A 12,127-nucleotide genomic window follows, 5' to 3' on the forward strand; every position below is an offset into this window, starting at 1 on the left:
GCGAGTGCGGTGAGCAGGGGCAGGACGGCGGCCGCGTTGAAGTTGGTGCCCGGAACCACCAGCACGCGGGGCACCGCAAGGGGTGAGTCGGCAGTCCTCCGGCGGCGACAACATGCGTTCGACCCGGATGTGGTCAGTTCCAAGGTCCGATGGGGTACAGGCCACCTGTTGAGCCGCTCAGCGCACCATCTCTCGACGTTCCGGCGTGCGGTGGGGTCTTGTAGGTGGAGGCCATTCGACCAATGCTCCAGTTGACGAACTCGGATACCGGCCGGCGAGGGGTTTCTCGGGTCAGGGGTCCGTGTATGGCGGCGGGAGGTGGGCACGGAATTGTCGTTCGGCGTCTTGGAGTTGCCTTACGGCCTGACGCAGGCGTTGGTAGCTGGTCTCTTCGTCTCTCTGGGTTGTTCGGTCGGCGGCCAGGATGGAGCCGCGTCGGGTGCGGGCGTTGTCGCACGCGGTCAGGCTGGTCGCGACGTCCTCGATCGCTGTGAACAGCCGCGCCAAGACGGCGGTGTGGGGAGTGCCGGTTGTACCGGCGTCGGTGTCCCAGCCGAAGCCGGGTCCGGGCACTCCCTGGCTTGTCGGGGAGGTGTGCGGTCCGTGCGACGGTGGGCCGTGGTCGGATGCGCCGGCCGGGCCCGAAGGTGGCTCATGGGGCTCTTCAGCTGCTTTGGCCATGTGGTGCGCTCTCCGATGTGGTGGCGACAAAGTTCGGACAATGTGTCGACCGGTAAGGCCTGGTCGTGTGCGGCCCGCGAGTGATCGCAGCCGAGACCGGTGGCGGCGCCTGGCCACCAGCGGTTGCTCAGCGGCCACCGGTGACCGAGCCGGGACCGAGGCTGGTCCGCTGTCAGGTTTCACTCGCCTGTGGGGCGATCCCGCTGGTAGATGTCGGGGATGCCGTCGCGGTTCTCGTCGCGCTCCTCCTCCTCGGTAAGACGGCGGTAGACACGGTTGCGCCAGACGATGAGGACGGCGGCCCCAGCCGCGGCGATCAGCGAGCCGGAGAGTACGGCCGCCTTGACGTCTTCGGCCGCGGCGGGGTCGGTGAAGGCGAGTTCGCCGATCAGCAGGGCGACGGTGAACCCGATGCCGGCCAGGACCGCGATGGTGAGGACGTCGGCCCAGGACAGGTCGGGATTGAGGCGTGCGCGGGTGAAACGGGCCGCCAGGTACGTCCCCGCGAAAATCCCGACCGTCTTGCCGACCACCAGCCCGAGGACCACGCCCAGCGGCTCCGGCCGTGTGAACACCTCGCCCAGCGCTTGCGGTGACACGCTCACTCCGGCGGCGAACAGCGCGAACAGCGGCACGGCCACGCCCGCGGAAAAGGGACGCACCAGGTGCTCGGTGCGCTCGCCGACCGACTCCTCGGCGCCCGTCCTGGGCAGGACGGGTAGGAGGAGCCCCATCGCCACACCAGCCACGGTGGCGTGCACACCGCTGTTGTACGTCAGCGCCCAGACGACCAGCCCCAGCGGCACATACCACCACCAGCCGCGCACCCCACGGCGCTGCAGGACGTAGAACACGACAAGACCGACCAGCGCACCGCCCAGGGCCCACAGATTCAGGCCGCTGCTGAAGAACACCGCGATGACGATGATCGCGCCCAGGTCGTCGACCACCGCGAGAGTGAGGAGAAACGCCCGCAACGCCGAGGGCAGGTGGGTGTTGAGCACCGCCAGCACAGCCAGGGCGAAGGCGATGTCGGTGGCCATCGGCACCGCCCAGCCAGACAGCGAGCCGTCCCCGACCCACACTGTCAGGGCGTACAGGGCCGCGGGCACCAGCATCCCGCACACGGCGGCCGCCACCGGAAGTGCCGCGGCTGCCGGGGTGCGCAGCTCGCCGACCACCAGCTCACGTTTCAGCTCGATGCCGGCCACCAGGAAGAACAACGCCAGCAGACCGTCGGCCGTCCAATGCGCCACCGACAGGTCCAAGCCCAGTGCGGACAGTCCAAAGTGCGCGTGTCGCACGGACTCGTAGCTCTCGCTCCACGGGGAGTTCGCCCACGCCAGTGCCACCACGGCGGCGATCAGCAGCAGGATGCCGCCGACGGTCTCGGTGCGCAACGTACGCGTGATCGCCGCCCGCTCACGCAACGGCAACAGGCCGAGAAACACTCTTCGAGCAGGCGGGGCAGCACTCACGGCGGCGATCCTCCGGGAAAGGTGGGGTCGGGTGATTCCTGACGCCGACCAGACTTCCCGGCACACCATTCGCTCGTACGCGTTCGGCCCACCCTACGGCAGCCCCCACCTACCAACCAATACCAGGCAACGTCGTGCCCTGCGTCACATACCGGAATCGTCCGACCAGATGACGGTCGGTGCGGCCGGTGTCGCGGCGACGCCCCGCCCTGTTTCCGAGTCGGCACCGCAAGGGCCGCACCGGTTGCCGTTGTCGCCGGTACGTAGCCGCGCCGCGCGAGATCGGCGATATGGTGTTGCTCCGTTTCGCCCGCGGGCGGAATGCCGTGCGAGCGAGACCGGAATTGCGCCGACGCCCGGCCCATCTCCCCGTTACGTTCTTCGCGGTCCTGCGAGAGGGCCGCTGGCCTCCGGGCCCGGCATGACTGTTCCCCCCCACGACACAGTCTTCCGGCACCTACTGCCACCGATGCCGGGCCCGCGGAGAAACCACCCCCCACCGCATCAACGTCCTGTTCGCCATGCTCCGCGACGGCGCCCTCTTCGAACCCACAACCTCTGGCAGAGCCGGATCGGCCCGAACGACGGCTATGTCGATGGGCCGTTGGGACCGGCGGTCGTGCTGTCCGCCGGGATGGGCTGCTGATCACGCCGATCACCGCCCTGGTCACTCTCGCCACGGCCGGCCACGGCACCTCCTCCCAGACGGTGTTCGTCACGATGGCAGGTGTGTGCGCGATCATCGCCGTGATGGCCATGGCACTTCCGGCCCCACAACAGCCTGCAGCGATTGACCAACCCGGGCGGCGGTAGTCATGGGCGGGATGGCGTTGGGGTTGAGACGACTGTCATTCCCCTGGTGATTGGGCGGTGGGGTTGGCGGCTTGGTGTGGATCGTCGCTGGCGGTTGTCGTGCTGTAGGTGAGGCGGGCGGCTTCTTTCAGCCGTAGCAGGGCGATCAGGATGCCGGTGGTGCCGACGGCTGCGACGAGGGCGCCGGTGGCTATCGAAGTGTCCTCGATGAGCGGCCCGAAGAGCAGGGGTGAGGTGGGCCGTCGTCAACTGGCAGGAGTGGCCAAGCGTACGCCGCGGCCAAGGAGCGCGGCGACAGCCTGCTGCTCGCCCCTTAGACCACGCCTGTCATCCCCACGTCCTGCCCGTGATCGTCTTCTCACCCTTCATGGCGGGCGGCACAACGAAGGTCCTCCGGCCGGCACATCCGACCGGAGAACCTTCTGTCGAAGAGGCGAGCATCTCGGCAGTCGCCTCCGTCGTGGGGTCAGATCGGCTCGTCGGCCAGGTACGGCGGTGCCGGCTCGTACTGGATGACGCGGCGCACGGCGCGGGCGTGATCGCGGCCGTGGAGCCGCCCCACCAGCCAGAGCGCGCTGTCGATGCCGGCCGAGACGCCCTGGCTGGTGACCAGGTCGCCGTCCACCACGTAGCGGGCGTCCCGCACGACGGTGAGGTCGCCGGTCGCCTCCAGCGCGTCCTCGTAGTTCCAGTGGGTGGCCACCCGGCGCCCGCTCAGCACGCCGGCAGCGTGCAGCACGGCGGCGCCGGTGCACACACCGAGGGTCCAGTCGGCGCGTGCCGCTGTGGCGGCGACCCACTCCAGGACCTTCGGGTTGCGCCGCTGCTCCTCGCGGGCTCCCCGACCGCCCGGGACCAGCAGCACGTCGAGCGGCGGATGGTCGTCCAGGGTGTGGTCGGGAAGCACCCGCATGCCCTTGCCGCACCGGACGGCGTCGGGCCGTTCGGCGATCAGCACGGCGGTGTCGGCGCCCTGGCGGAGCGCCGAGGAGACGGTGAACACCTCCCAGGGGCCGATGAAGTCCAGCTCCTCCGCGCCGTGGAAGATGAGCAGTCCGTACGTGGTCATGAGTGCTCCGTGAGGTGTCAGGCGACCCGGGAGGGCCGGCTGTGGCTTGTGAGTGCTTGCCTTAGTGGCTGACCAGGAGTGGCCGTCCGGCTCTCCGGGGCGCCCTGGCCGCTGATTGAGATGCGCGTTCCGGTCGCTGTTTACGGAGATGACGGCGGGGTGTTCCTCGGGCCAACGGCACGCTCCGCGGAACGAGGAGGAGCGAGTGAGCAAGGGGCAGGCCAGGTCTGGGCCGGCATCGATGCGGGCAAGGGGCATCACTGGGCGGCGGTGGTCGACGAGACCGGCGCGACGCTGTGGTCGAAGCAGATCGACAACGACGAGTCGGCGATCCTGACCGCACTCGGCGAGATCCTGGAACTGGCCGACGAGGTGCACTGGGCGGTGGACATCGCCGGCACGTCCTCCGCGCTGCTGCTGGCCCTGCTCGCGGCCCACGGCCAGCAGGCCGTCCACGTGCCCGGCCGCACGGTCAACCGCATGGCCGGCGCTTACCGGGGCGAGGCCAAGACCAATGCCCGCGACGCCTACGTCATCGCCGAGACCGCCCGCCACCGCAACGACTTCTCCGCGATCGACGTGCCCGCCCAGCTCGCCGCAGACCTCGCGCTGCTGACAGCCCACCACACGGATCTGGTGGCCGACCGAGTTCGCATGCTCAACCGGCTCCGCGACGTGCTGACCGGTGTCTTCCCTGCCCCGGAGCGGGCCTTCGACTACTCGGCCCACAAGGGCGCCCTGGTGCTGCTGACGGGCTACCAGACCCCCGCCGCGATCCGCCGCCGCGGCCGGGCCAGACTGACGGCCTGGCTGGCAGGCCGCGGCGTGCGAGGTGCTGACCCGGTCGCGTCCACCGCGCTCGAAGCAGCGAGCGCCCTGCACACCGCCCTGCCCGGCGAAGACGTCGCCGCCCAGATCGTTGCCGACCTCGCCGAACAGATCCTGGCCCTGGACGACCGGCTCAAGCACGTCGACCGGCAGATCCTCGAGACCTTCCGCACCCATCCGCAGGCCGAGATCATCGAGTCCCTGCCCGTCATGGGCCCGATACTCGGCGCGGAGTTCGTCGTCGCCGCCGGCGACCTGTCCGCCTACCTGGACGCCGGACACCTGGCCTCGGCGGCCGGGCTGGTGCCCGTCCCACGTGACTCTGGCCGCAGGACCGGCGACCTCCACCGGCCCAAGCGCTACAGCCGCCGCCTGCGCCGGGTGTTCTACAGGTCCGCCCAGACCAGCATCGTCCGCGAGGGATCGAACCGAGACTTCTCCCTCAAAAAGCGCGGCGAGGGCCGCGAACACGTCCAAGCCGTCATCGCCCTGGCCCGCCGACGCGCCAGCGTCCTGTGGGCACTCCTGCGCGACATCCGGGTCTTCACCTCCACCCCACCGGTCGCGCACGCGATTTGACTTCGTCATTGAGACTCCCGGTGAGTTGGAGTGCCGGTGGATCGGAAACGGTCGCGGTAGTCCGAGGGCGCGACGCCCAGGTGGCGGTGGAAGACGCGGCGCAGCGTCTCGGCGGTGCCGAGGCCGCAGCGGCGCGCGATGGCGTCGACCGTCTCGTCGCCCTCGGCGAGGGCGCGTTGGGCCGTCTCGACGCGCACCCGCTCGACGTAGGCCGCCGGCGGGACGCCGAGTTCGGCGGTGAAGCGGCGCTGTAGGTGGCGCGGGCTCAGTCCGGCGCGGTCGGCGAGCTCGGCGATGCCGTGCCGGGCGGCGGGGTCGGCGTGGACGGCCGCCACCGCGGCGCGGATCGGGTCGGTGGACGGCGCCGGCGTCGACATCGCGACGCTGAACTGGGCCTGGCTGCCCGGGCGGCGCAGGAAGAGCACCAGACGCTGGGCGACGGCGTGCGCCACCTCCCGGCCCAGGTCGTCCTCCACCAGGGCCAGCGCCAGGTCCATGCCGGCGGTCACCCCGGCCGACGTCCACACCCGGCCGTCGCGCACGAAGATCGGGTCGCGGTCGACCCTCACCTCCGGGTGCTCCCTGGCGAGCTGGTCGGCGCGCGCCCAGTGGGTGGTGACCCGGCGACCGTCGATGAGCCCGGCCGCCGCCAACAGGAACGCCCCGCTGCACACCGAGGCCACCCGCCGCGCACCGGCGCCGGCCGCGGCGATCCAGCCCGTCAGTTCCCGATCGTGGCGGGCCTCGTCGACGCCTCGGCCGCCGGCCACCACGAGAGTGTCGACGTCGGTCGGGTCGAGCTCTGCCACCCCGTACTCGGCGTGCACCGGCAGCCCGGCGTACGTGCGCACCGGCCCCGGCCTGGGCGCCAGGACGCGGCAGTCGTACCCGCCGGCGAGGTGGTCCGCGTGCAGGAACACCTCGTGGGGGCCGACCAGATCCAGCGGCTGGAATCCCTCGAAGACCACGAACACGACGCGACGCCGATCCATGGCCACCACCCTCGGTCGCCCCGACCCATGACGTCAACGACGGACACCCCACGGATCGCGCCATCCAGAGCGCCCGCACCGAAGGTGGAACCCGCGGGCGATCCGGGCCGACTACCGATCCGAATGGCGGCACGCGGAACTTCTCGTGCCGTACGTGTGTTCCGGTCCACACACGCCGCGTCTACTCTCAGGAGAAACGCACGTGAGGGACCGTCACCGGGGGCTGGAACACCGCGAAGTCGCTTCAGAGAATGGTGGACTCCGATGACAGACGTCACGAGATCAGCCCTGCCCACCCCGGGAAAGCGAAGAAACGCACGCCGCTTCGACTGGCGCGGGTTGAGGGCGGACGCCCGCGCCACGGTACCCGACGCCAGCCTGGCACTGCTGATCACCGGCCTCATCTTCTGGTGGCTGTGGGCCCGAATCGACAACGGCACCTCGCCCAGCCTCCAGATCATGCCGCCCTTCGAGGACGCGTCCGAGTACTGGTGGTACTGGCTGTGCCAGGCCTTCGGCTGGTCGGGACTGCTGTGGGCCTACATCACCGTCGTCTTCGGCCTGCTCAGATCCGGAACGCGCCCGCCCTGGCGCTGGATGTCGGCGGCCAGGGTCGAGAAGTGGCACCGCACCACCAGCCTGACCACGATCGGGCTGATCTTCATGCACATGGCCACATTCTTCGCCGCCGAACTCCAGACCAACTTCGACAACCAACCGACGGGCGAGCTAGTACGCCAGACCCTGGTCAAAGTATTCGTCCCCGGCGGCTACGACACCGGCACCGGCCGCATCGCCATCCTCCTCGGCCTACTCGCCTTCTACCTGGCGATCATCCTCGGCCTCGCCTTCTACGTGCGCCAGACCACCGGCTCCCGACTATGGCGCGCCCTGCACCGCTTCATCATCATCGTCTACGTGCTCAGCGCCTGGCACACCCTGCTGTACGGCACCAACGTCTGGTTCGAGGGCTCGTTCCGCACCCTGGTATGGGCGCTACAAATGCCCCTCGCCGGGCTACTACTACTCCGACTGCTGGCACCCGCCCGCCCCAGTGAACGACTGCGACTGCGCGGACCCCGCCGAGAGCCACGCCCGCTGCCACTCACCACCCGCCTGACCGGCCGCCTCGCCGTCCTAGCCACGATCGCCGGCCTAGCCGCCATCATCATCACCGGAACCGACGGCGGCCGACCCGACCACGGCCACTCCACGGACCCCTGGCCCGAACAATGGGTCATCTGGACCGGACTCCTGACCCTCACCCTCGCTCTGGTGACCACCATCCACCGCCTACGCCCCACACGACACACACCCGCCCACGGCCAAACCCCCGAGAACAACGACCAGACCCCCAACCAACCCCAGCCCACCAGCTGACAACAACCACCACCCTGGCCCCGTGCGAGGCGACGCGGGCGACGTGTCGCCTCGCACCGGACCGCCGAACGGGTCCCGACCGGGAACGGGACCCACCGTCGGCCACCGGCCTGGCGCCGCGTGCGGGTTAGAGGACGGTCAGCGCTCGGTGAGAGCCGAGACGAGCAGGTCGGCGAGCAGGGCGGCGCAGGAGCCGTCCGGGTCGAGATCGGGGTCGTAGATGGTGACGTTGAGCCCCACGCACCGGCGCGAGCCGAGCAACGCGCGGAGCAGCGGCGCGAGTTCGCCGGGCAGCAGGCCGTCGGGGTCGGGGCTGTCCACGGCGGGCATCACCGACGGGTCCAGGACGTCGGCGTCCAGGTGGACCCAGAAGCCGTCGAGAGCCGGGGACTCCAGCGTTCGCAGCGCCGCGCCGGCCGCCTGCCGGGCGCCACGCGCCCTGATCTCCCCCACCGTCGTGCTGCTGATGCCCGACTCCGTGAGTTCGGCGCGCTCCGGGTCGTAGTCGCGGATGCCGAGTACCTCGATGTCGCTGTCCCGTACGTACGGTCGCAGACCTTCGATGTCGGTGAGGTCCGTCTGCCCGCGGCCGGTCGCGAGGGCCAACTCCTCGCCCCCAGCGGCGCCGACGCGGTCGGAGTTGCCGGGGTGCCGGAAGTCGGCGGACCCGTCGACGGCGGCGATCCCGTACCGCCCGACGCGGCGCAGCGCGAGCGAGGCACCGAGTTGGATGGAGCAGTCCCCGCCCAGCACCACGGGGAACTCCCCGGCCCGCACGTGCTTTTCGACGCGGTCGGCGAGCTTGCGGGTGTATGCGGCGATGGGCCCGGCGTGGAACACCCCGCCTCCCTCCTTCCAATCCCCGCGGTCATAGCGGGGCGGCACGACGACTCCGCCCTCGTCGGCACCGAGCCGGGCCAGCAGCCGCTGCTCGCGCAGGGCGCCGGCCAGCTTGTGGCACCCGGGCACGGTGCCTTCCGCGGGCGGCCTGAGACCGAGATTCGACGGGGCGTCAAGAAGGACGGGATTGCGGCGCATCACTCCATTGTGGCGCGGTGGCGCATCGTCGCCGTGGGCGGCCGGTCGCGACCTCGGGCGGGCCGCGATCAGCGCCGCTCGCGCTACGGCGCGGTGGCGCGGCCCCGCTTCGGCGGCGGATCACAGTCCGGCGGGCTGTTCACGGTGCGAATGCCGTTGAGAACGGCGCGCCCCTGCGCGTCCGCGAGCCGGGGGAAGAGTTGCTGGGCGTACCCGAAGATGATGGCCCAGCCGATGATCTGGGCCGACGTGTCAAGACTGGTCAGGCCGGGGACGAAGTTCGCGCGCATCAGCAGCATGCCGAGCACGGCCGTGAGCGCACCGGTCGGCAGCTTCAGCAGCGCTAGCTCCTCAGCGGCACCTTGACCGGTGCGGCCGTGCCGTTGCTGCCGCCCAGCGTCATCGCGGAGGCGACGGCGGCAGCCACGACACCGGCGACCTCCACGGCGAGGTAGTCCCAGCGCGACGCCCCGTGGGCGATCTCGTCGGCACGATCGCCCCGCGCGGACTCCGTGCGCGTGGGGCAGACGACGTGGTTCTCCGGGGTGAAGCACAGCGGCACGAACCTCGGCCACAGCGCGCCTGCCACCGCGACGGCGATCGCCAGCGCCGCGAGCCCCCAGACCACGACTGTCAACGTCCTGTCGAAGCTGCGTGCGCGCATCCGCTGCTGTGCAGAGACCGCTGCGCCGCGGTGAGCGCGCTGGTGAGCACCCACCGCTCCTGTTCCCCGAAGGTCCCGCCCTGTTTCGCGAACTTCTCCAGCCGCTTCCTGCGCTCGTCGGCCAGCGGCAGCTGCTGGCGTACGAAGGCCAGCACCCCGGGCAGGGCCGCTTGGACGGAGCATCAGGTTGTGGGCCATGTCGTTGTGGGTGTTCGCGGCGAGCACGTGCTCGTCCATGCGGCGGCGGTGCCGATGCTCGTGCCGAAGTATCTCCCGAGCCGCCTTCAGTTCGCTGTTCGCGTCCTCGGTCAGCTTCTCGACGGCGTGCCGCGCCGCTCGGTCCGTCGCCACCTCGAGCGCCCTGCCCTTCGACACGTCGACGCGTGTCTGGACGCCCTGGATGCGCGCGAGGGCCTGCTCCCGCAGCACCCAGGCGACATCCTCGTGCGGGCGCGGCTCTCGCGGCGCCTCCGGACCGCGCCCTCTCGGTGTCGTCATGCTGGCGGCTGTGGCCAGCCGCAACCGTCATGGGTCGGCGGCTCGCCGCTCGCTACTCCACTCGGGGCCAAGGCCCCGAGCCCGCCTTTCGGAACCCGTGGCGAAGGGCCGCGACCCGGCCCCGGTGATCTCGACGGGCGTGATGGCGAGGGGTTCACTCCGCGTTCAGGGCGGCGCGCAGTCGTTCGTACGTCGGGGCCAGGCGCCGCAGGCCAGCCGCGAGCGCCGTGTCGTCTCCGGACACGAGCGGCCCCTGTAGCCCACCGACGATCCGGGCCTGCTCGGCGGCGACGGCCGCGCCCGCGTCCCGGTCGAGGGAGAGCAGGGCCGCTGCCAGGTCGTTGTGACGGCGGGCGCCCACGCGCACCGCGAATGCCTGCCACAGCAGCCTGATCTCGGGATCAAGCCCCTGCTCCACCAGCCGGGCGGTGCGCTCGGCGGCCTCGGCCTGGCCCAGGGTGCCGGGGGCGACCTCCACGTCGTTCCGGCCGGCCAGCCAGGCCAGCCCGGCGGGGAGGGCGCGCCGCAAGGCCTCCTTCGGGGGGACGTGCGCGCGCCGGGTGAACCCGTGCCGCATCCGGAAGGGCCGCGCCAGATAGGGGATCAACTCCCCGCGCCACGCTTCGGCGAAGGCGTCGACCGGAATCGTGGCGTACGGGTAGCCCTGCGGGTCGTGGACGAGGACGGTGTCGTCGCCCACCTCAAGGACCACCAGGTAGTGGTCGGCGCCGACCGCCTTGCCCGACCCGGGCTGGTACGAGAGCAGACCGAGTTCGAGCGGCCCGGCCAGCACGGGGCCGTCCTGGCAGGCCCTACGGAGCCGGTCGAGGGCGTCCGCGACCGTCTCCCCGTCCACGCGATCGCACTCCCAGCCGAGGAGGCCGATCGCGTCGTCGAGCCCGATCTCGGGGTCCCAGCCGAAGGAGTCGAACAGGGGCAGCCGCCCACCGATCAGCTGCATGCCGTACGGGGAGCCCGTGAGGACCTCGATCACGGCCGGAGGCGGCGCCTGGTCGCCGAGGATCATCGCCAGGGAGTTGGCGTAGCAGTAGGGACCGGAGCCGACATAGGTGAGGGACATGTCCCGCACGGTGCCGCCTGACACGGTGTGAGAGTCAAGGTCGCCCCACGGTGCGGGTCGCTGGGCGAGGGCCGGCGGCGCGTCACCACGGGGGGACGCCTCACCGGCGTGAACGGCGCACGGGGTGGCGCGGGGAGTGACTCGTTGGGTCACCGCACGCCCTACCGATGGCCCTGGTTGACCACGACACTGAGCAGATCGCGAGCGCTCCAGGCGATTCCGCGCACCGGCCCGCTGGCCGGGTGGACATGCCATGGGAAGGGGTCCACCTTGTTACTTCTCATCTCTCCGGACAGCGTCGAGGAGGCCATCGTCTGCGCGAAAGCGGCGCAGCATCTCGACATCGTCGACGTCAAGAAGCCTGACGAGGGCTCGCTCGGCGCGAACTTCCCGTGGGTCATCAGGGAGATCCGCGACGTGGTGCCGGCGGACAAGCCGGTGTCCGCCACCGTCGGGGACGTGCCGTACAAGCCCGGCACGGTGGCCCAGGCGGCGCTCGGCGCGGTCGTCTCCGGAGCCACGTACATCAAGGTGGGCCTCCACGGATGCACGACGCCCGAGCAGGCCGTCGAGGTCATGCGAGGGGTCGTCCGGGCGGTGAAGGACCACCGGCCCGACGCCCTCGTCGTCGCCTCCGGCTACGCCGACGCCCACCGGATCGGCTGCGTCAACCCGCTCGCCCTGCCTGACATCGCCCGGCACTCGGGATGCGACGCGGCCATGTTGGACACCGCGATCAAGGACGGAACACGGTTGTTCGACCACGTTCCGCCGGACCGCTGCGCCGAGTTCGTCCGGCTGAGCCACGAGGCGGGGCTGCTCGCCGCGCTCGCGGGCAGCGTCAAGGAGGGCGACCTCGCCGCGCTGACCCGCATCGGCACGGACATCGTGGGCGTGCGCGGGGCGGTCTGCGAGCGGGGCGACCGCGAAAGGGGACGGATCAAGACCCAGTTGGTGGCCGCCTTCCGGGCGGAGATGGATCGGCAGGCCCGCGAACACGCGGCCGCCGTCACCGCCGCGAGCTGA

Annotated in this window: 10 protein-coding genes; 3 read left to right on the forward strand and 7 right to left on the reverse strand. The window is 71.0% G+C overall.

Annotation, left to right across the window (positions count from 1 at the left end; all coding sequences use genetic code 11):
- Positions 1-860: 860 nt before the first annotated feature.
- Positions 861-2,159, reverse strand: coding sequence for a Na+/H+ antiporter NhaA (gene nhaA / locus E1265_RS01715; protein WP_243740461.1), 1,299 nt, complete (start codon positions 2,157-2,159; stop codon positions 861-863).
- A gap of 1,279 nt (positions 2,160-3,438) precedes the next feature.
- The gene (locus E1265_RS01720) at positions 3,439-4,041 is read right to left on the reverse strand and encodes a DJ-1/PfpI family protein (RefSeq protein ID WP_132928394.1); all 603 of its coding nucleotides are present in this window, start codon (positions 4,039-4,041) and stop codon (positions 3,439-3,441) included.
- Between the two features lie 237 nt (positions 4,042-4,278).
- Here E1265_RS01720 and E1265_RS01725 point away from each other — a divergent pair, with 237 nt between their 5' ends.
- A complete protein-coding gene (locus tag E1265_RS01725) occupies positions 4,279-5,448 on the forward strand; it encodes an IS110 family transposase (protein WP_132928424.1) in 1,170 nt (389 codons plus the stop codon).
- Between the two features lie 5 nt (positions 5,449-5,453).
- Here E1265_RS01725 and E1265_RS01730 read toward each other — a convergent pair whose 3' ends face one another.
- A complete protein-coding gene (locus E1265_RS01730; protein ID WP_132928395.1) occupies positions 5,454-6,440 on the reverse strand; it encodes a DJ-1/PfpI family protein in 987 nt (328 codons plus the stop codon).
- Between the two features lie 264 nt (positions 6,441-6,704).
- Here E1265_RS01730 and E1265_RS01735 point away from each other — a divergent pair, with 264 nt between their 5' ends.
- Entirely contained in the window at positions 6,705-7,820 is a 1,116-nt protein-coding gene (locus tag E1265_RS01735; RefSeq protein ID WP_132928396.1) for a ferric reductase-like transmembrane domain-containing protein, read from the forward strand.
- 138 nt (positions 7,821-7,958) lie between these two features.
- Here the strand turns inward: E1265_RS01735 and E1265_RS01740 are convergent, their stop codons facing one another.
- From E1265_RS01740 to E1265_RS01755, 4 genes are all read right to left on the reverse strand, one after another.
- A complete protein-coding gene (locus E1265_RS01740) occupies positions 7,959-8,858 on the reverse strand; it encodes an arginase family protein (protein ID WP_132928397.1) in 900 nt (299 codons plus the stop codon).
- 83 nt (positions 8,859-8,941) lie between these two features.
- Entirely contained in the window at positions 8,942-9,166 is a 225-nt protein-coding gene (locus E1265_RS01745) for a hypothetical protein (RefSeq protein ID WP_132928398.1), read from the reverse strand.
- 35 nt (positions 9,167-9,201) lie between these two features.
- Positions 9,202-9,951 (reverse strand): hypothetical protein, encoded by a 750-nt coding sequence (locus E1265_RS01750; protein WP_132928399.1) that lies wholly within the window; start codon positions 9,949-9,951, stop codon positions 9,202-9,204.
- Positions 9,952-10,174: 223 nt separating this feature from the next.
- Entirely contained in the window at positions 10,175-11,101 is a 927-nt protein-coding gene (locus tag E1265_RS01755) for a hypothetical protein (RefSeq protein ID WP_132928425.1), read from the reverse strand.
- A gap of 270 nt (positions 11,102-11,371) precedes the next feature.
- Between E1265_RS01755 and E1265_RS01760 the strand changes: the two genes are divergently transcribed.
- Positions 11,372-12,127: a (5-formylfuran-3-yl)methyl phosphate synthase gene (locus tag E1265_RS01760; protein WP_132928400.1), complete on the forward strand. Its 756-nt coding sequence runs from the start codon at positions 11,372-11,374 to the stop codon at positions 12,125-12,127.

The organism is Streptomyces sp. 8K308 (assembly GCF_004348315.1).
GTDB lineage: Bacteria > Actinomycetota > Actinomycetes > Streptomycetales > Streptomycetaceae > Streptomyces.

Bases quoted from the DNA above. Each gene is read 5' to 3' on its own strand.
- E1265_RS01720 (WP_132928394.1), bottom strand. From the start codon at position 4,041: ATGACCACGTACGGACTGCTCATCTTCCACGGCGCGGAGGAGCTGGAC.
- E1265_RS01730 (WP_132928395.1), bottom strand. From the start codon at position 6,440: ATGGATCGGCGTCGCGTCGTGTTCGTGGTCTTCGAGGGATTCCAGCCG.
- E1265_RS01735 (WP_132928396.1), top strand. From the start codon at position 6,705: ATGACAGACGTCACGAGATCAGCCCTGCCCACCCCGGGAAAGCGAAGA.
- E1265_RS01740 (WP_132928397.1), bottom strand. From the start codon at position 8,858: ATGCGCCGCAATCCCGTCCTTCTTGACGCCCCGTCGAATCTCGGTCTC.
- E1265_RS01755 (WP_132928425.1), bottom strand. From the start codon at position 11,101: ATGTCCCTCACCTATGTCGGCTCCGGTCCCTACTGCTACGCCAACTCC.